Annotated in this window: 15 protein-coding genes; 11 read left to right on the top strand and 4 right to left on the bottom strand. The window is 71.6% G+C overall.

The genetic code is table 11. The annotated features are described in order from the left end of the window. Positions 1-11 precede the first annotated feature (11 nt). Both ABTY98_RS01790 and ABTY98_RS01785 read right to left on the bottom strand, forming a co-directional pair. Positions 12-608, bottom strand: a complete 597-nt coding sequence (locus ABTY98_RS01790) for a response regulator (protein ID WP_352218864.1) — start codon at positions 606-608, stop codon at positions 12-14. Then, on the bottom strand, positions 605-4,714 hold the full coding sequence (locus ABTY98_RS01785; protein WP_352218863.1) for a HAMP domain-containing protein: 4,110 nt from the start codon (positions 4,712-4,714) through the stop codon (positions 605-607). Before ABTY98_RS01785 ends, ABTY98_RS01790 begins: the two co-directional genes overlap by 4 nt. 102 nt (positions 4,715-4,816) lie before the next feature. On the opposite strand from ABTY98_RS01785, the gene ABTY98_RS01780 reads away from it, so the two are divergent. Both ABTY98_RS01780 and hemW read left to right on the top strand, forming a co-directional pair. Next, positions 4,817-6,829 carry a SpoIIE family protein phosphatase gene (locus ABTY98_RS01780; protein WP_352218862.1) on the top strand — a complete coding sequence of 671 codons (2,013 nt, stop codon included), beginning with the start codon at positions 4,817-4,819 and terminating at the stop codon, positions 6,827-6,829. Positions 6,830-6,869: 40 nt separating this feature from the next. Beyond that, complete coding sequence (hemW, locus tag ABTY98_RS01775; protein WP_352218861.1) at positions 6,870-8,102, top strand: radical SAM family heme chaperone HemW; 1,233 nt, start codon at positions 6,870-6,872, stop codon at positions 8,100-8,102. Between the two features lie 56 nt (positions 8,103-8,158). Here hemW and ABTY98_RS01770 read toward each other — a convergent pair whose 3' ends face one another. Both ABTY98_RS01770 and ABTY98_RS01765 read right to left on the bottom strand, forming a co-directional pair. Next, the gene (locus tag ABTY98_RS01770; protein WP_352218860.1) at positions 8,159-8,965 is read right to left on the bottom strand and encodes a DUF3097 domain-containing protein; all 807 of its coding nucleotides are present in this window, start codon (positions 8,963-8,965) and stop codon (positions 8,159-8,161) included. Between the two features lie 34 nt (positions 8,966-8,999). Further along, entirely contained in the window at positions 9,000-9,722 is a 723-nt protein-coding gene (locus tag ABTY98_RS01765; protein ID WP_352218859.1) for an MBL fold metallo-hydrolase, read from the bottom strand. 163 nt (positions 9,723-9,885) lie between these two features. Here ABTY98_RS01765 and hrcA point away from each other — a divergent pair, with 163 nt between their 5' ends. The 9 genes from hrcA to ABTY98_RS01720 all read left to right on the top strand — a co-directional run bounded on the left by hrcA (position 9,886) and on the right by ABTY98_RS01720 (position 19,752). Further along, positions 9,886-10,902: a heat-inducible transcriptional repressor HrcA gene (hrcA, locus tag ABTY98_RS01760; protein WP_352218858.1), complete on the top strand. Its 1,017-nt coding sequence runs from the start codon at positions 9,886-9,888 to the stop codon at positions 10,900-10,902. Continuing rightward, positions 10,903-12,039 (top strand): molecular chaperone DnaJ, encoded by a 1,137-nt coding sequence (dnaJ, locus tag ABTY98_RS01755; RefSeq protein WP_351691315.1) that lies wholly within the window; start codon positions 10,903-10,905, stop codon positions 12,037-12,039. It begins immediately after the preceding gene. 107 nt (positions 12,040-12,146) lie between these two features. Continuing rightward, entirely contained in the window at positions 12,147-13,277 is a 1,131-nt protein-coding gene (locus ABTY98_RS01750; RefSeq protein WP_352218857.1) for a nitronate monooxygenase, read from the top strand. Continuing rightward, entirely contained in the window at positions 13,274-14,032 is a 759-nt protein-coding gene (locus tag ABTY98_RS01745; protein WP_352218856.1) for a 16S rRNA (uracil(1498)-N(3))-methyltransferase, read from the top strand. Before ABTY98_RS01750 ends, ABTY98_RS01745 begins: the two co-directional genes overlap by 4 nt. A 29-nt stretch (positions 14,033-14,061) precedes the next feature. Further along, positions 14,062-14,454 carry a VOC family protein gene (locus ABTY98_RS01740; protein ID WP_352218855.1) on the top strand — a complete coding sequence of 131 codons (393 nt, stop codon included), beginning with the start codon at positions 14,062-14,064 and terminating at the stop codon, positions 14,452-14,454. Between the two features lie 93 nt (positions 14,455-14,547). Next, positions 14,548-15,126: a hypothetical protein gene (locus tag ABTY98_RS01735; protein ID WP_352218854.1), complete on the top strand. Its 579-nt coding sequence runs from the start codon at positions 14,548-14,550 to the stop codon at positions 15,124-15,126. 46 nt (positions 15,127-15,172) lie between these two features. Further along, on the top strand, positions 15,173-18,406 hold the full coding sequence (locus tag ABTY98_RS01730) for a S41 family peptidase (protein WP_352218853.1): 3,234 nt from the start codon (positions 15,173-15,175) through the stop codon (positions 18,404-18,406). An 80-nt stretch (positions 18,407-18,486) separates the two neighbouring features. Next, the gene (locus tag ABTY98_RS01725; protein ID WP_352218852.1) at positions 18,487-18,840 is read left to right on the top strand and encodes a histidine triad nucleotide-binding protein; all 354 of its coding nucleotides are present in this window, start codon (positions 18,487-18,489) and stop codon (positions 18,838-18,840) included. Between the two features lie 6 nt (positions 18,841-18,846). Next, on the top strand, positions 18,847-19,752 hold the full coding sequence (locus tag ABTY98_RS01720; protein ID WP_352218851.1) for a ribonuclease Z: 906 nt from the start codon (positions 18,847-18,849) through the stop codon (positions 19,750-19,752). Positions 19,753-19,754: the final 2 nt, after the last annotated feature.

Raw genomic sequence — 19,754 nt, 5'->3', positions numbered from 1 at the left:
GGGTTTCGCCGTCAGGTGCCGGTGCGTGGGGGCTGCTCGCGCAGTTCGCCACGCACCTTCGGCCGGATCAGCTGCCGTATCTCACCGAATTCGGCCCGCAGCGCCACCGCGTCCAGAGGTCTGTCTCCCGACAAGTGGTCCTCCAGGACCGCCAGTCGCTTGCTCAACTCGCCGAAATCCGCCTGTTCTCGCGTCAACAAGGTCTGCAACTGCTGGTTTTTTCTGTGCAGTTCCAGAAACACGTTGACCTTCGCCCGTAGCACCCACGGATCGAACGGCTTCGTCAGATAGTCCGCCGCGCCCGTCGCGTAGCCGCGGAACGCGTACCCCGCGTCGTCCTCCGCTCCCGTCAGGAAGATGATCGGGATGTCCTTGGTCTGGTCGAGGCGTTTGATGTTCGCGGCTGTTTCGAAGCCGTCCATGCCCGGCATGCGGATGTCGAGGAGGACCACGGCGAAGCGACGGCGCAGCAGGGCCTTCATCGCCTCCTCGCCGGAACGCGCTCGTACTATCGGCTCGTTCAGCGATCCCAGAACGGCCTCAAGGGCTATCAGGTTGTCCTCCATGTCGTCGACCAGGAGGATGCCTGCAGGTTCGTCAGCGATCATTGCCCCGTCCGTTCCTTGTCTGCGGTCTCGTCGCTCTCCGCGTTGTCGGGGTCCAGGAGTGCGCAGACGACGGTGAGCAGCCCGTCGACGTCCACCGGTTTGGTTACGTAGTCGTTGGCGCCGCGCGCGATGGACTTCTCCCGGTCGCCCGGCATCGCCTTCGCCGTCAACGCGACGATCGGCAGGCCGGTCCAGCGGGGGGCGCGGCGGATGGCCGCGATGGTCTCGTAGCCGTCCATCTCCGGCATCATGATGTCCATCAGGACCAGTTCGACGTCCGGGTTGCGTTCGAGGGTCTCGATGCCCTCCCGGCCGTTCTCCGCGTACAGCACGGGCATGCCGACGCGGCCCAGGACATGGGTGAGCGCGAAGACGTTGCGGATGTCGTCGTCGATGATCAGGACGCGCCGGCCGGGCAGGACCTGGCTCGCGCGGCCGGACTGCCACGTCTCCAGCTTGGTCGGAACAGGCCAGGAGTCGTCGGTGTCGGCGTCGGGGGCGGTGGCCGGGGCGGGGTCGAGGACCGGCAGGGTGGGGTCTTCCGGGGCGGGGCCCGCCGCCGTGTTGCCGGGGCTGACGACCGGGACGTACAGCGTGAACGTCGAACCCTTGCCCTGTTCGCTGGCGGCGACGATTCGGCCGCCGAGCAGGCCCGCGATCTCCCGGCTGATGGACAGGCCGAGGCCGGTGCCGCCGTACTTGCGGTTCGTGGTGCCGTCGGCCTGCTGGAACGCCTCGAAGATCACCGGGAGTTTCTCGGCGGCGATCCCGATGCCGGTGTCCGTCACCTCGAAGGCGATCACCTCGTCGCTGCCGCGGACGTGGTGCTGCTCGGGGTCCTTCACCCGGTCGACCCGCAGTTCCACCCGTCCCTTGGCGGTGAACTTGATCGCGTTGGAGAGCAGGTTGCGCAGGATCTGCTGGAGGCGCTGTTCGTCGGAGTACATCTCGCGCGGTACGTCCTCGCCGACCGCCACCTCGAAGGCCAGACCCCGGTCCAGGGTCAGCGGGCGGAAGGTGGCGTGGACGTAGTCGAGGAGCTTGATCAGAGGCAGGCGCTTGGGGCGTACGTCCATCCGGCCCGCCTCGATCTTCGACAGGTCCAGGATGTCGTTGATGAGCTGGAGGAGGTCGGATCCCGAGCGGTGGATCGTCGTCGCGAACTGGACCTCCTGGTCGGAGAGACGGCCGTCCGGGTTGTCGGACAGCAGCCGGGCCAGGATCAGCAGGGAGTTCAGCGGAGTGCGCAGTTCGTGGGACATGTTCGCCAGGAACTCCGACTTGTACTGGGAAGACGTTGCCAACAGGGCGGCCTTTTCCTCCAGCTCCGCGTTCGAGCGCTGTAGTTCCGCCTGTTGTTTCTGAAGTTCGTCCGAACGTTCCTGGAGCTGCGTCGCCAGTCGCTGTGACTCGCCGAGCAGGGACTCCGTGCGGGAGTTGGCGATGATCGTGTTGATCGCCACGCCGATGGTGTTGACGAACTGGTCGAAGAACGCCAGGTGGACGTCCGAGAAGCGGGAGAAGGAGGCCAGTTCGATCACGCCGAGGAGTTTGTCCTCGAAGAGGATCGGGATGATGACGATCGTCGTCGGCGCCGCCTCGCCGAGACCGCTGTTGATTTTGATGTAGTCCGGCGGTGCCTCCTCGACGAGGATCCGCGTCTTCTCGCGGGCCGCCTGGCGGACCAGGCCGTGCACCGGCAGGCTGCCGGTCTCGACGATCGCGCCCTGTGCCGAGCCGTAGCCGGCGATGAACGCCAGGCCCTTCGTCGGCACGGCCGTCCGCACGGCAGCGCCGTCCTCGTCCGGGTCGGCCAGGAAGAACGCGCCGTACTGGGCGTTCACCAGGGGGGTCAGCTCGCGCAGGATCAGGTCGGCGACCTCCATCAGGTCGCGGTGGCCCTGCATCAGCGCGGCGAGCCGGGCCAGGTTGGACTCCAGCCAGTCCTTCGCGCGGGTCGTCTCGCGCAGGTTGGCCACCATCAGGTTGATGTTGTCCTTCAGCTCGGCGACCTCGCCCTGCGTCTCCACCGTGATCGAGCGGGACATGTCGCCCTGTGCCACCGCGGAGGCGACCTCGGCGATCGCGCGGACCTGGGTGGTGAGGTTGAGCGCGAGTTCGTTCACGTTGGTCGTCAGGCGCTTCCAGGTGCCGTACACGCCCTCCACGCGCGCCTGGCCGCCCAGTTGCCCCTCGGAACCGACCTCGCGGGCCACGCGGGTCACCTCGGACGAGAACGACGACAATGTGTCGACCATCGTGTTGATCGTCGTCTTCAGTTCGAGGATCTCGCCGCGCGCGTCCACGTCGATCTTCTTCGACAGGTCGCCCTGTGCCACGGCCGTCGCCACCTGGGCGATGTTCCGCACCTGTGAGGTGAGGTTGTCGGCCATGTAGTTGACGTTGTCGGTCAGGTCCCGCCAGACGCCGGAGACGCCGAGCACCTGGGCGCGGCCGCCCAGCCGGCCGTCGGTGCCGACCTCGCGGGCCACGCGGGTCACCTCGTCGGCGAAGGCCCGCAGCTGCTCCACCATCGTGTTGACGGTGTCCTTCAGTTCGAGGATCTCGCCGCGCGCGTCGACGGTGATCTTCTTGGAAAGGTCGCCGTTGGCGACGGCTGTGGTCACCTGGGCGATGTTGCGGACCTGGGAGGTCAGGTTCAGCGCCATGAAGTTGACGTTGTCGGTGAGGTCTTTCCAGACCCCGGACACGCCTCTGACCTGCGCCTGACCGCCGAGGTTTCCTTCGGTGCCGACTTCGCGGGCCACGCGTGTGACTTCGTCGGCGAACGCCGACAGCTGGTCGACCATCGTGTTGATGGTCGACTTCAGTTCGAGAATCTCGCCTTTCGCCTCCACGGTGATCTTCTTGCCGAGGTCGCCCTGGGCGACGGCCGTGGAGACGAGGGCGATGTTGCGGACCTGGGACGTCAGGTTGTCCGCCATGAAGTTGACGTTGTCGGTGAGGTCTTTCCAGACCCCGGACACGCCTCTGACCTGCGCCCGGCCGCCGAGGTTTCCTTCGGTGCCGACTTCGCGGGCCACGCGTGTGACTTCGTCGGCGAACGCCGACAGCTGGCCGACCATCGTGTTGATGGTCGACTTCAGTTCAAGAATCTCGCCCTTGGCGTCGACCGTGATCTTCTGCGAGAGGTCGCCGTTGGCGACGGCTGTGGTCACCTGGGCGATGTTGCGGACCTGCGAGGTCAGGTTCGACGCCATGAAGTTGACGTTGTCGGTGAGGTCCTTCCAGACGCCGGAGACACCCCGCACCTGGGCCCGGCCGCCCAGCTGGCCCTCCGTGCCGACCTCGCGCGCGACCCTTGTCACCTCGTCCGCGAACGCGGACAGCTGGTCGACCATGGTGTTGACGGTGAGCTTCAGTTCCAGCAGTTCACCGGTCGCCTCGACGGTCACCGTGCGGGTCAGGTCACCGCGGGCCACCGCCGTCGTCACCAGGGCGATGTCGCGGACCTGGGCGGTCAGCCGGGACGCCATGGTGTTCACGGCCTCGGTCACGTCCCGCCAGCTGCCGGACAGACGCTGCACCTTGGCCCGGCCGCCGAGCCGCCCCTCGGTGCCGACCTCGCGCGCGACCCGGGTCACCTCGCCGGTGAACAGGGACAGCTGGTCGACCATCTTGTTCACCGCGCGGCCCAGTCTGCGCAGATCGCCCCGCAACTGGCGGCTGCCGTCGTGCAGATCGACCCGTTGGGTGAGATCGCCGCCGGCCACCGCGTCCAGCACGCGCGTGGCGTTCGCCGCCGGGGCGACCAGGGCGTCGAGGACCTGGTTGACGTCGTTGACGCGGGATGTCCAGGCGCCCTGGCCGGGGCTGGCCGACAGCCGTTCGTCCAGTCGGCCGTGGCGCACCAGCTCCCGTTTCACGCGTTGCACTTCGGCGTTGAAGTGAACGCTGCGGTCCATGATCTGGTTGAAGACCGCGGTGAGTTCGGCGACCATCCCCTCGCCGGTCTCCGGCACCTTGGTGAAGTCGCCGTCGCGGGCGGCGGTCATGGCGGCGAGCAGAGGGCGCAGTTCGGATGCTCGGAGTTGTTCCGGTTTCTGTCCGTCTTCGAGCACACGCGTAGCACTGTTCTCACTCATGGCGGCCCACTTCGGTAACTCGGTGCTTATGGGCGCGGCCAGTCTGTCACTCTGTCCGCATCGATCGGGATGTATTCGTCCGAACTGCTCGGGGAGCTGGACATGGGGGCCATACCCACGCAACGGGAGACCGTCTCCCGGGGCCGTGCGGCGCCTGCGCACGACGAGGCGCCCGCACACGACGAAGCGCCCGCGCACGAGAGCACGGGCGCGGGCACGCACGAGAGCACGGGCGCGGGCACGCACGAGAGTGCGGGCGCGTACGCGCAGGGGCGCGCGACCCTGGCTGGCAGCCCCCTCGCGCCGGGTTCCGCCCGAGCGCTGGTGCGTGCCTGCCTCGACGAGTGGACCGACTGCGGGCTGCTGGACCCGGGACAGCGGGTCGCCGAGGACGCCATGGTCGTCGTCAGCGAACTCGTCACCAACGCCGTCGTGCACGCCGGCACCGACGTCGAGGTCGACTGGTGGCTGGAGGAGGCAGGAGACCAGGCGGCGTTCGTCGTCGAGGTCACCGACCACCATCCCTCCCGCGCCCCCCGTGACCACCCGGGCGAGACACCGTACGAGACCCCGGAGTACGGGCGCGGGCTGCGGCTGGTCGCCTCGCTCGCCGAGTCCTGGGGGGTCACCTACCGCATCGGCGCGAAGACGGTGTGGGCGCGCCTGACCGGTCGCGGCGGCACGCTCCCCGACGAGCAGGAGCTGAAGGTGGCCGAGATCCTCGCGCCCGAGCCTCCCCCGCTCTCGTCCGCGCTCGAACGGGAGTCCCCCCATCGCCCCGACCGGGACCGGGACTGGCTCGGAAGAGGCGCGCTGTCCTTCCTCGCCGAGGCCTCCGACCTGCTCGCCGGGCAGCTCGACGAGAACCTGGTGGCCGCACTCGCCGGCCAGCTGATCGTGCCGCGGCTCGCCGACTGGTGCGCGGTGTGGCTGGAGGACGAGTCGACCCGCGCCGGCGGCTGGGGCGAGGCGGACGGCGTGGGCGGCGTGGGCGGCCCGCGGCTGGCCCGGGTCTGGCACGGCAGCGAGAACCGCATCGAGGAACTGCGCCGCGCCCTGGAGAAGGACCCGCCCTGCGCGCGGGACGGCTTACGGTCCGGGCCCGAGACGTATCCCTGGCCCGGCGAGGTGCTCGGCCCGGAGGGCGCCCACGGCTCGGCGCTCGCCTACCGGCTGATCGCGGGCGGCCGCCCGCTCGGCACGCTCGTGATCGGACGCTCCGGCCAGGCCGGTTTCCCCGACGAGATCACCGGCCTGGTCGAGGACTTCGGCCGCCGGGTCGCCCTCGCCATCGGCGCGGCCCGCCAGTACGCCCGCCAGGCCACCATCAGCGCCGTCCTCCAGCGCGGGCTGCTGCCCGGCGCGGTCGCCGAGATCCCGGGCATGCGCAGCGCCCTCGTCTACGAGCCCTGCGACAAGGGCGGCCCCAGCGGCGACTTCTACGACCTCTTCCCGGCAGGCGACGGCCGCTGGTGCTTCGCCGTGGGCGACGTCCAGGGCAAGGGCCCCGAGGCCGCCGTCGTCATCGGCCTGGCCCGGCCCTGGCTGCGTCTGCTCGCCCGTGAGGGGTACCGGGTCGCCGACGTCCTCGACCGGCTGAACCAGCTCCTCCTCGACGACGCCACCGAGGCCGCCGACGCCGCCGCCCGCGCCCTGGTCGCCGCCGGCGGCCGCGCCGTACCGCCCGGCGACGGCCCGCAGACCCGTTTCCTCTCCCTCCTCTACGGCGAACTCACCCCCCTCGAAGGGGGCGGCGTCCGCTGCACCCTCGCCTCCGCGGGGCATCCGCTGCCGCTGCTCCTGGGCCCCGACGGCGAGGTCCGCACCGCCGCCCGGCCGCAGACCCTGCTGGGGGTCGTGGAGGACGAGACGTACACCAGCGAGACCATCGAGCTCGGGCCCGGCGACAGCCTGCTGTGCGTGACCGACGGGGTCACCGAGCGCCGCTCGGGCTCCCGGCAGTTCGACGACGGCGACGGGCTCGCGCGGGCGCTGGCGGGCTGCGCGGGCCTGAGCGCCGAGCTGATTTCCGAGCGCATCAGACGGCTCGTCCACGAGTTCGGCGGCGGGCCGCCGGAGGACGATCTGGCGCTGCTGGTCCTCCAGGCGGAGTGACCGGCGTCGTACGGGACAGGCGTACGGGACAATGGGGGACATGCCTTCCGCCCTTCCCGACGGCGAGCCGGTCCCCGACGACGGCGCGCTCCCGCCGCACGCGCTGGCCGGTGCCGCCGACCGCCCCCTCGGGTTCTATCTGCACGTCCCCTACTGCGCGACCCGCTGCGGCTACTGCGACTTCAACACCTACACGGCGACCGAGCTGCGCGGCACCGGCGGTGTCCTCGCCTCCCGCGACAACTACGCGGACACGCTGGTCGACGAGATCCGGCTGGCGCGGAAGGTCCTCGGCGACGATCCGCGCGAGGTCCGTACGGTGTTCGTGGGCGGGGGTACGCCGACGCTGCTGGCCGCCGGTGATCTCGTACGGATGCTGCGCGCGATCCGCGACGAGTTCGGTCTGGCCGCCGACGCGGAGGTCACCACGGAGGCGAACCCTGAGTCCGTCGACCCCGCGTATCTGGCGGCCCTGCGCGAGGGCGGCTTCAACCGGGTCTCCTTCGGCATGCAGAGCGCCCGGCAGCATGTGCTGCGCGTCCTGGACCGCACACACACGCCCGGCCGTCCGGAGGCGTGCGTCGCGGAGGCCCGCGCGGCCGGCTTCGAGCACGTCAACCTCGATCTGATCTACGGCACCCCGGGCGAGTCCGACGACGACTGGCGGGCCTCGCTGGACGCCGCCGTCGGCGCCGGGCCGGACCATGTGTCGGCGTATGCGCTGATCGTCGAGGAGGGCACGCAGCTGGCCCGCCGGATCCGCCGGGGCGAGGTCCCGATGACCGACGACGACGTCCACGCGGACCGCTATCTGATCGCCGAGGAGATGCTGTCCGCGGCGGGCTTCGACTGGTACGAGGTGTCCAACTGGGCGACCTCGGAGGCCGCCCGCTGCCTGCACAACGAGCTGTACTGGCGGGGCGCCGACTGGTGGGGCGCGGGACCGGGCGCGCACGCGCACGTGGGCGGTGTGCGCTGGTGGAACGTCAAGCATCCGGGGGCGTACGCGGCGGCGCTGGCGGCGGGACGGTCGCCGGGGGCCGGGCGTGAGGTCCTGACGGACGAGGACCGGCGGGTGGAGCGGATCCTGCTGGAGCTGCGGCTGCGCGAGGGGGTGCCCTTGCCGCTGCTGAAGGAGCAGGGGCTGGCGGCCTCGCGGCGGGCGCTGGGGGAGGGGCTGCTGGAGACCGGCGCGTACGGGGAGGGGCGGGCCGTGCTGACGCTGCGGGGGCGGTTGCTGGCGGATGCGGTGGTGCGGGACCTGGTGGACTGAGGGCCGGGCACCCCTGGGGGCCGGGCGCTGGGGAGGCACCCCTGCCTGCGGCTCGGCTACGGAGCTGTCACGAAATCGATCAGTTCCTCCACTCGCCCCAGAAGCTCCGGCTCCAGGTCCCTGTAGGACCCCACCCGCGCCAGGATCGCCTGCCACACCGCGCCCGTGTTGTCCGAGGGCCAGCCGAGGGCCCGGCACACGCCCGTCTTCCAGTCCTGGCCGTGCGGGACGCGCGGCCATGCCTCGATGCCCACGGCGGCGGGCTTCACCGCCTCCCAGATGTCGATGTAGGGGTGGCCGACGACCAGGGCGTGTTCGCTGGTGACCGACTGGGCGATGCGCCACTCCTTCGTGCCGGGGAGCAGGTGGTCCACCAGGACGCCGAGGCGGGCGTCCGGGCCCGGTGCGAATTCGGCCACGATCGACGGCAGGTCGTCCACGCCCCCCAGGTACTCCACGACCACGCCCTCGATGCGCAGGTCGTCGCCCCAGACCTTCTCGACCAGCTCCGCGTCATGGCGGCCCTCGACGTAGATGCGGCCCGCGCGGGCCACGCGTGCGCGTGCGTGGGGGACGGCGACCGAGCCCGACGCGGTGCGGGTGGGGCGTACGGGGGCGGCCGACGTGGGGCGTACGAGGGTGACCACCCGGCCCTCCAGGAGAAAGCCCCGCGGCTCCAGTGGGAAGACGCGGTGTTTGCCGAAGCGGTCCTCCAACGTGACCGTGCCCGCCTCGCAGCGGATCACCGCGCCGCAGAAGCCGGTGCCGGGTTCCTCGACCACCAGGCCGGGTTCGGCGGCCACCTCCGGTGCCGGTTTCGGCTTCTTCCACGGCGGGGTCAGGTCGGCGGAGTACTGGCGCATTCGGATGACGATAGGAGAAGCCGGGGCGGCGTGGTCACGACACGCCGAAGCGGGCGGCCAGGGCGTCGCGCTGCCGTCGTACGAACGCCGCGTCCACCACCGCTCCGTGACCGGGCACGTACAGGGCGTTCTCGCCGCCGAGGGAGAGGAGCCGGTCCAGGGCGGCCGGCCAGCGGGACGGTACGGCGTCGGGGCCGGCCTGGGGGTCGCCGGACTCCTCCACCAGGTCGCCGCAGAACACCACCTCCGGGTCGCCCGGGACGAGGACGGCGAGGTCGTGGGCGGTGTGGCCGGGGCCCACGTTGGCCAGCAGGGCCTGGCGGCCGTCGCCCAGGTCGAGGGTCCACTCGCCGGAGACCGGACGGCGGGGCAGGGGCAGCGCGTCCGCGGCCTCCTCGGCCTCCGGGGCCGCAAGGCCGTTGCGGATCGCGTCCAGGCGGAGTTCCTCGCGGTCGTGGGAGACAACGGCGTCCATGCCGACCGCCGCGTAGATCTCCGTGCCCGCGAACGCCGCGGTGCCGAAGACATGATCGAAGTGGGGGTGGGTGAGCGCGAGATGGGTCACACGGCGTCCGGCCAGTTCCTGCGCCTCGATCCGCAACCGCGCGCCCTCCGCCAGGCTCGACCCGGCGTCCACCATCAGGACCGGGCCCGCCCCGAGGACCAGCCCGGCCGTGCAGTCCCAGCCCGGCAGCCGGCACCGGCCGACCCTCTCGGCCACCCGCTCCCAGCCGAGCTCTTCCCAAGTCACCGTCATGCCGCGACGCTAGCCGTAGAACGCCATGGGTACTCACCGACCTTGCCCAGTCAGTACCCGACGGCCGTACACTGGGCCGGGGATGCTGGCACTCGGGCTCGCAGAGTGCCAGGCGAAAGACCCGAAAGGCCGCGGGGACGACTTTCTGGAGGTGTGGCGCTGGATGCTGAGTGAACGCAGGCTTCAGGTATTGCGCGCCATCGTCCAGGACTATGTCGGCACCGAGGAGCCGGTGGGGTCGAAGGCGCTGACCGAGCGCCACAACCTCGGGGTCTCCCCGGCGACCGTGCGTAACGACATGGCCGCCCTGGAGGACGAGGGGTACATCGCCCAGCCGCACACCAGCGCCGGGCGGATCCCCACCGACAAGGGCTATCGGCTGTTCGTCGACAAGCTGGCCGGGGTCAAGCCGATGAGCGCGCCCGAGCGGCGGGCCATCCAGAACTTCCTCGACGGCGCCGTCGACCTCGACGACGTCGTGGCGCGGACGGTGCGGCTGCTGGCGCAGCTGACGCGGCAGGTCGCGGTCGTGCAGTATCCGTCGCTGACACGGTCCACCGTGCGGCATGTGGAGCTGCTCTCGCTCGCGCCGGCCCGGCTGATGCTGGTGCTGATCACCGACACCGGGCGGGTCGAGCAGCGGATGGTCGACTGTCCGGCGCCCTTCGGTGAGATGTCCCTGGCGGATCTGCGGGCACGGCTCAACAGCCGGGTCGCGGGCCGCCGGTTCTCGGATGTGCCCCGGCTGGTGGAGGACCTGCCGGACGCCTTCGAGGCCGAGGACCGCGGCACGGTCTCGGCGGTGCTCTCCACCCTGCTGGAGACGCTCGTCGAGGAGAACGAGGAGCGGCTGATGATCGGCGGCACCGCCAATCTCACCCGCTTCGGACATGACTTTCCCCTCATGATCCGGCCCGTCCTGGAGGCCCTGGAGGAGCATGTCGTCCTCCTCAAACTCCTTGGCGAGGCGGGAGATTCGGGCATGACCGTACGCATCGGTCACGAGAACGCCTACGAGGGACTCAACTCAACGTCCGTGGTGTCGGTCGGCTACGGTTCGGGCGGCGAGGCAGTCGCCAAACTCGGCGTGGTCGGACCGACCCGCATGGATTACCCGGGAACGATGGGAGCGGTACGAGCGGTGGCACGGTACGTCGGACAGATCCTGGCGGAGTCGTAAGTGGCCACGGACTACTACGCCGTTCTCGGCGTGCGCCGCGACGCGTCGCAGGAAGAGATCAAGAAGGCCTTCCGCCGGCTCGCGCGCGAGCTGCACCCGGACGTCAACCCGGATCCGAAGACCCAGGAGCGGTTCAAGGAGATCAACGCCGCCTACGAGGTGCTCTCGGACCCGCAGAAGAAGCAGGTCTACGACCTCGGCGGCGACCCGCTCTCGCAGAGCGGCGGCGCGGGTGCGGGCGGCTTCGGGGCCGGTGGTTTCGGGAACTTCTCCGACATCATGGACGCGTTCTTCGGTACCGCGTCGCAGCGCGGGCCGAGGTCCAGGACCCGCCGCGGCCAGGACGCCATGATCCGGATCGAGGTCGAGCTCGACGAGGCGGCCTTCGGTACGACCAAGGACATCCAGGTCGACACGGCGATCGTCTGCAACACCTGCAACGGTGAGGGCGCGGCGCCGGGCACCTCCGCCCAGACGTGTGACATGTGCCGCGGCCGTGGTGAGGTCTCGCAGGTCACCCGGTCCTTCCTGGGTCAGGTCATGACCTCCCGTCCCTGCCCGCAGTGCCAGGGCTTCGGTACGGTCGTGCCGACGCCGTGTCCCGAGTGCGCCGGTGACGGGCGGGTGCGGTCGCGGCGGACGCTGACCGTGAAGATCCCGGCCGGCGTCGACAACGGCACCCGGATCCAGCTCGCCGGCGAGGGCGAGGTCGGGCCGGGCGGCGGTCCCGCCGGTGACCTGTACGTCGAGATCCACGAACTGCCGCACTCGACCTTCCAGCGGCGTGGCGACGATCTGCACTGCACGGTGACCATCCCGATGACGGCGGCGTCGCTCGGTACGAAGGTGCCGCTGGAGACGCTGGACGGGATGGAGGAGGTCGACATCCGTCCCGGTACCCAGTCCGGGCAGTCGATCCCGCTGCACGGGCGCGGTGTCACGCATCTGCGCGGCGGCGGCCGGGGCGACCTGATCGTCCACGTCGAGGTGACGACCCCGACCAAGCTCGACCCCGAGCAGGAGCGGCTGCTGCGGGAGCTGGCGAAGCTGCGCGGCGAGGAGCGGCCGACGGGGCAGTTCCAGCCGGGTCAGCAGGGTCTGTTCAGCCGGCTGAAGGACGCGTTCAACGGGCGTTGACGGCTCGCCGGGAAGGAGCCCCGCCCCCTTCGGCCCGGAAATATCTGGCATGTGCCAAAGGGGCGGCCCGATTCGGTCTTGTTCGGAGGACGTGACAACATGCCGTCATGTCCTCCGCACTGACCGATCTCTTCCCACTTCCGATCGTGCAGGCCCCCATGGCGGGCGGGGTCTCCGTGCCGCAACTCGCCGCCGCCGTGTCCGAGGCGGGCGGGCTGGGGTTCCTGGCCGCCGGGTACAAGACCGCCGACGGGATGTACCAGGAGATCAAGCAGCTGCGGTCGCTGACCGGCCGCCCCTTCGGCGTGAACCTCTTCATGCCCCAGCCGGAATACGCCGAGTCAGGCGCGGTGGAGATCTACGCGCATCAGCTGGCCGGTGACGCCGCCTGGTACGAGACCGAGCTCGGCGACCCGGACAGCGGCCGGGACGACGGGTACGACGCGAAGCTCGCCGTACTCCTCGACAACCCGGTGGCCGTGGTCTCCTTCCACTTCGGTGTGCCGAGCCGCGAGGCACTGGACGCGCTCCGCCGGACGGGAACCCTCACCCTCGTCACCGCCACCACCGCCGAGGAGGCCCTCGCCGTCGAGCGGGCCGGTGCCGACGCGGTGATCGCGCAGGGCGTGGAGGCCGGGGGACACCAGGGCACCCACCGGGACGTGCCGGAGAACGACGACTCCGGGATCGGCCTGCTGTCGCTGGTCGCCCGGATACGCGAGACCGTGAGCATCCCGGTCGTCGCCGCGGGCGGCATCATGCGCGGCAGCCAGATCGCCGCCGCGCTCGCCGCGGGAGCGAGCGCCGCCCAGCTGGGCACCGCCTTCCTGGCCACCCCGGAGTCCGGCGCCGCCGACATCCACAAGCAGGCACTGACCGACCCGCTGTTCACCCGGACCGCGCTGACCCGGGCGTTCTCCGGGCGGCCCGCCCGCGGCCTGGTCAACCGCTTCATGCGCGAGCACGGCCCGTACGCGCCCGCCGCCTACCCGGAGGTCCACCACCTCACCTCCCCGCTGCGCAAGGCCGCCGCCAAGGCCGGGGACGCGCAGGGCATGGCCCTGTGGGCCGGGCAGGGCCACCGGATGGCCCGCCCGCTGCCCGCCGGACAGCTGGTGGAGACCCTCGCGGAGGAACTCGCCGCCGCGTCGACAGCGTTGTCGACCAGGGCGCAGACCCAGAACCAGACCCGGACCAAGGCCCAGGGCGACGGGGGCGACAGGGGGGACATGCGATGACCGCCCCGGTGTTCGTGCTCGACCCGCTCGTGGTGCCCGACCTCTCCGGTGGCGAGGTCGTCCTGGACGGGCCCGAGGGCCGGCACGCCGTGTCCGTGAAGCGGCTGCAGCCCGGTGAGGACGTCATCCTCACCGACGGGCGCGGACGCTGGAGCGAGGGCGTCGTCAGGGCCGCCGAGGGCAAGGACCGGCTGGTGGTGACGGACCTGGAGAGCGTCGTCGAGGAACCCGAGCCGAGCCCCCGCATCACCGTCGTCCAGGCCCTCCCCAAGGGCGACCGCGGCGAGGTCGCGGTGGAGACCATGACCGAGGTCGGCGTCGACGCGATCGTGCCCTGGCAGGCCGCCCGATGCATCACACAGTGGAAGGGCGACCGGGGCCTGAAGTCGCTCGCGAAGTGGCGGGCCACCGCCCGCGAGGCCGGCAAGCAGTCCCGCCGGGTGCGCTTCCCGACGATCGCGGACGCGGCGACCACCAAGCAGGTTGCCGCACTTCTCGCCGAAGCCGACCTGGCCGCCGTACTCCATTCCGACTTCGAGCACGGCAGTGAGCCGCTCGCCGAGGCCCGGTTGCCCGCCGGGGGCGAGATCGTACTGGTCGTCGGGCCCGAAGGGGGCGTCGCCCGGGACGAGGTGGCGCTGTTCGAGGAGGCGGGTGCGAGGGCCTACACCCTGGGGCCTACCGTGATGCGCACATCGACCGCCGGCACCGCGGCCGCGGCCCTGCTGCTGGGCCTCAGCGGCCGCTGGTCCTGACCTTTACGACACCTCAGGGGGAACGCGCCGTGGAACTCGCCCAAGTCCGGCTCCTGGTCTCCGACTTCGCCGCCTGCTACCGCTTCTACGCCGAAGTGCTCGGGCTGAAGCCGCAGTCGGGGGCGAGCGAGGGGCCGTACGAGAAGTTCAGCCCGCACGCCGGGTCCGCGGGGATCGCCCTGCAGGACCGGGCCATGATGGCCGAGGTGCTGGGCGAGCTGGGGGACACGGCGACCGGGCACCGTTCGCTGGTGGTGCTGCGCGTCGACGACCTGGACGCCTACTGCGGGCAGATCGCCGAGCGGGGCGCGGCCCTGGTGCACGGGCCGACGCAGATGACGGAACGCATGCGCGTCGCCCACCTCAAGGACCCGGAGGGCAACCTGGTGGAACTCCAGGAGTGGCTGCTGCTGCGCACCTGAGGAGGCCGTCGGCCTCCAGGGGGACAACTCCGAACACGTGAGTGGCCGTATGCCCCCTACCGTCACGGACGGGACGGTGGCAGGCTGCCCTCCATGGGGGCATTGAGGCCGATTTGGCGCCGGCCGCACGTGACGCGCCGGCCGCACGTGACCAGGGTGGCGGCCCTGGCGGGGCTCGCGGTGGTCGCCGTGGGCGGTGTGGTGGGCTGCCGGCCGACCGACCTGAACTCCGCGACCGTCGCGTACACCACCGACCGGACCGCCACCGCCGAGCTGAAACGGCAGCACGTCGACGTCAGCTGGCTCACCTGCACCGGCAACTACGGCTCGTCGGCGACCAGGTCCGGGAAGACGCCCTCGGCCTCCGAGACCACCGTCGTCTCCGTGGACTGCCGGGGCAGGACCAAGGACGGCCGGGACATCACCGTCACCGGCAGGGTCACCAAGGCCGTCAGCGGGGCCTGTGTGCGCGGGAACCTCGTCGCCGAGGTCGGCGGCAAGGAGTGGTTCCGGGTCAAGGGCCTCGGCAACTGCGACGCCACGCCCGGACCGACGTACAACAACACCTACCGGGCGCCCACCTACGGGCAGCAGCCGGGCCCCACCGTGACCGTGACGAAGACCGTCTGGTGCCAGGGCGACCCCAAGTGCTGGCCGGTACAGGGCAAGTGATCGAAATCGGCCACCGCGAACCCGCCGCGATGCATAGGCTGAGCGGGTGACTCAGGGTGCAGCGACAGGACCGCGGTCCTACCTCCGATTTCCCCATGTCCACGGTGAGCTGGTCGCCTTCACCGCCGAGGACGACGTGTGGCTGGCGCCCCTGGACGGCGGCCGGGCCTGGCGGGTCAGCGCCGACAACGTCCCCGTGACGCTGCCGCGCATCTCGCCCGACGGGACCACGGTCGCCTGGACCTCCACCCGCGACGGCGCCCCGGAGATCCACATCGCCCCCGTCGACGGCGGCACCTCGACCCGCCTGACGTACTGGGGGAGTTCCCGCACCCAGGTGCGCGGCTGGACCGCCGACGGGCAGGTCCTCGCGGTCAGCACCTACGGCCAGGCCAGCCTCCGGCGCAGCTGGGCCCGTACCGTCCCGCTCGACGGCGGACCGTCCGCCGTCCTGCCGTACGGCCCGGTCGGCCATGTCGCCTTCGGGCCGGGCACGGTGCTGCTGTCCGCGCCGATGGGCAGGGAGGCGGCCTGGTGGAAGCGGTACCGGGGCGGTACGGCGGGGAAGCTGTGGATCGACAGGAACGTCCACGACGGGGAAGGCGCCGGGGAGTTCGTACGGCTGCACGAGGAGCTGGACGGGAACCTCGAATACCCCGTGTGGGCCGGAGACCGGATCGCCTTCCTCTCCGACCACGAGGGGACGGGCGCGGTCTACTCCTCCCTCGCCGACGGCTCCGATCTGCGCCGGCACACCCCCCTCGACGGCTTCTACGCCCGGCACCTGGCCGGTGACGGTACCCGGGTCGTCTACTCCTCGGCGGGTGAACTCCGGCTCCTTGACGACCTGGAGGGGGCCGAACCGCGCCGGCTGGACATCCGCCTCGGCGGGGCCCGGGTGGACCGGCAGCCGCGCCCGGTCGACGCGGCCCGCTGGTTCAGCTCCGCCTCGCCCGACCACACCGCGCGCGGCAGCGCCGTCCTGGTGCGCGGCGGCGTGCACTGGGTGACCCACCGGTCGGGCCCCGCCCGCGCCCTCGCCGCCCAGCCCGGGGTGCGCGCCCGGCTGCCCGTCACCTTCCGCGCGGACGCGGAGGAGTGGGTGGTGTGGGTGACGGACGCCGAGGGCGACGACGCCCTGGAGTTCGCCCCCGCCACCGGCCCCGTACCCGGCTCCACCCCGCGCCGGCTCGCCGCCGGGCAGCTCGGCCGGGTCCTGGACCTCGCCGTCGCCCCCGACGGCGGCCGGGTCGCGGTCGCCGCGCACGACGGACGCCTCCTCCTCGTCGAACGCGAGACGGGAGAGGTGCGCGAGGTCGACCGCAGCGAGGACGGCGACGTCTCCGGGCTGGCGTTCTCACCCGACTCCGGCTGGCTCGCCTGGTCCCACCCCGGAGCCGGTGGGCTCGCCCAGCTCCGTATCGCCCACACCACCGACCTCACCGTCACCGAGGCGACCCCGCTGCGGTTCCGCGACTACGGCCCCGTCTTCACCCGCGACGGCAAACACCTCGCCTTCCTCTCCACCCGCTCCTTCGACCCGGTCTACGACGAGCACGTCTTCGACCTGGCCTTCGTGGTCGGCGACCGCCCGCACCTGATCACCCTGGCCGCGACCACCCCCTCGCCGTTCGGCCCGCAGCGGCACGGCCGCCCCTTCGAGACCCCCGACAAGGACGAGACCCCCGACGCCGAGGGCACCCCCGCCACCCGAGTCGACCTGGACGGCCTCGCCGACCGGATCGTGCCCTTCCCCGTCGAGGCCGGCCGCTACTCCACCCTGCGCGCCGCCAAGGACGGCGTCCTGTGGCTGCGCCACCCGGTGCGCGGCGTGCTCGGCGCCTCCCGCGCCCACCCCGAGGACCCCGACCCCAAGACCGAGCTGGAGCGCTACGACCTCGCCCAGCAGCGCATCGAGTACCTCGCCTCCGACGCCGACCACTTCGAGGTCAGCGGCGACGGCAAACGCGTCCTGCTGTGGGCCGACGGCAAGCTCAAGGTCGTACCCAGCGACCGCCGTGCCGCCGGCGACGACGACAGCGACACCAACATCACCGTCGACCTCTCCCGGGTACGGCAGACCCTCGACCCGGCCGCCGAGTGGCGGCAGATGTTCGACGAGACCGGCCGCATCATGCGGGACCAGTTCTGGCGGCCGGACCTCGGCGGCGTCGACTGGGACGGCGTCCTCGACCGCTACCGCCCGCTCGTCGACCGCGTCGCCACCCACGACGACCTGGTCGACCTGCTCTGGGAGGTCCAGGGCGAACTCGGCACCTCACACGCGTATGTCATCCCGCGCGGCGGCCACGGCCGCGGCGCCCGCCAGGGCCTCCTCGGCGCCGACATCTCCCGCCACCCGGACGGCAGTTGGCGTATCGACCGGATCCTGCCCGCCGAGACCTCCGACCCCGGCGCCCGCTCCCCGCTCGCCGCACCCGGCGTCGCGGTACGCCCCGGCGACGCGATCGTGGCCGTCGCCGGCCGGCCCGTCCAGCCGGTGACCGGACCCGGCCCCCTGCTCGTCGGCACGGCGGGCAAGGCCGTCGAACTGACCGTGTCCCCCGCGGGCGGCGGCGAGCTCCGCCACCCCGTCGTCGTCCCGGTCGCGGACGAGGAACCGCTGCGCTACCACGCGTGGGTGGCCGACCGGCGGGCCCATGTGCACGAGCTGTCCGAAGGGCGGCTGGGGTATCTCCATGTGCCGGACATGCAGGCACCGGGCTGGGCCCAGATCCACCGCGACCTGACCGTGGAGATGGCCCGCGAGGGCATCGTCGTGGACGTCCGCGAGAACCGGGGCGGCCACACCTCCCAGCTCGTGGTGGAGAAACTGGCCCGGCGGATCGTCGGCTGGGACCTGCCGCGCGGCATGCGGCCGCAGAGCTACCCGCGGGACGCGCCCCGGGGCCCGGTGGTCGTCGTCGCGAACGAGTTCTCCGGCTCGGACGGGGACATCGTCAACGCGGCGATCAAGGCGCTGGGGATCGGCCCGGTGGTCGGTACCCGCACCTGGGGCGGTGTGATCGGCATCGACAGCCGCTACCGCCTGGTCGACGGCACGCTGGTCACCCAGCCGAAGTACGCGTTCTGGCTGGAGGGCTACGGCTGGGGGGTGGAGAACCACGGCGTGGACCCCGACGTGGAGGTCGTGCAGACACCGCAGGACTGGGGCGCGGGACGGGACCCCCAGCTGGACGAGGCGGTGCGGACAGCGCTGGAGGCTCTGGAGACGGCTCCGGCGAAGACCCCACCGACCTTGCCCACGCTTCCGATGTGAGGAGGGGGCCCGGCCGACGGGGGACCCGCACCCGGCGACGATACGATGCCTGCGACACCGATCACCGCTGAGGAGACACCATGGCCGGGGAGCCCCGGGAGGACTGCCTGTTCTGCAAGATCGTCGCAGGCCACGTCCCCGCGACGATCGTCCGGGAGACCGACACCACCGTCGCCTTCCGGGACATAAACCCCCAGGCACCCACCCACGTCCTGGTGATCCCCAAGGTCCACTACAAGGACGCGGCGGAGCTGGCCGAAGGCGAACCCACCATCGCCGCCGACCTACTGCGCGAGGCGCAGGCCGTCGCCGACGAGGACAAGCTGGACAGCTACCGCATCGTCTTCAACACCGGCAGCGGCGCCGGCCAGACCGTCTGGCACACCCACGCGCACATCATCGGCGGCCGCGGCCTGCAGTGGCCGCCCGGATAAGTCGCCATGTCCGTCCGTGAACTGGTGGTCCTCGGCACCGCCAGCCAGGTTCCCACCCGGCACCGCAACCACAACGGCTATCTGCTGCGCTGGGACGGCGAGGGCCTCCTCTTCGACCCCGGCGAGGGCACCCAGCGGCAGATGCTGCGGGCCGGCGTCGCCGCGCACGACCTCAACCGGATCTGCGTCACCCACTTCCACGGCGACCACTGCCTCGGTCTCGCCGGGGTCATCCAGCGCATCAACCTCGACAAGGTCCCGCACCCCGTCACCGCGCACTACCCGAAGTCCGGCCGGCGCTTCTTCGACCGGCTCCGGTACGCCACCGCCTACCGCGAGACCGTCGGCATCACCGAGGCCCCGGTGGACGCGGACGGCGACCTCGCCGTCACACCGTCGTACACGCTTCAGGCCAGGAAGCTGTCCCACCCGGTCGAGTCCTACGGCTACCGGCTCGTCGAGCCCGACGGCCGCCGCATGCTGCCCGAACGGCTCGCCGCGCACGGCATCGAGGGCCCGGACGTCGGCCGCCTCCAGCGCGACGGCGTCCTCGGGGACGTCATCCTCGACCAGGTCAGCGAGGTGCGACGCGGGCAGCGGTTCGCGTTCGTGATGGACACCCGGCTGTGCGACGGCGTGCACGCGCTCGCCGAGGGCTGCGACATGCTCGTCATCGAGTCCACGTTCCTCGACGAGGACGCCGGACTCGCGAAGGAGCACGGGCACCTGACCGCCGGACAGGCGGCGGCCGTCGCGCGGGACGCGGGAGTACGGCACCTCGTGCTCACCCACTTCAGCCAGCGCTACTCCGAACCCGACGACTTCGAGCGGCAGGCGCGGGACGCCAGATACGAGGGAGAGCTGACCGTGGCCCGTGATCTGCTCCGGGTGCCGGTTCCGAAGCGCAGGTGAAG

The sequence above is a fragment of the Streptomyces sp. NPDC096040 genome, from assembly GCF_040303265.1.
Lineage (GTDB): Bacteria > Actinomycetota > Actinomycetes > Streptomycetales > Streptomycetaceae > Streptomyces.
This window is presented reverse-complemented; position numbering and strand designations above follow the sequence as displayed.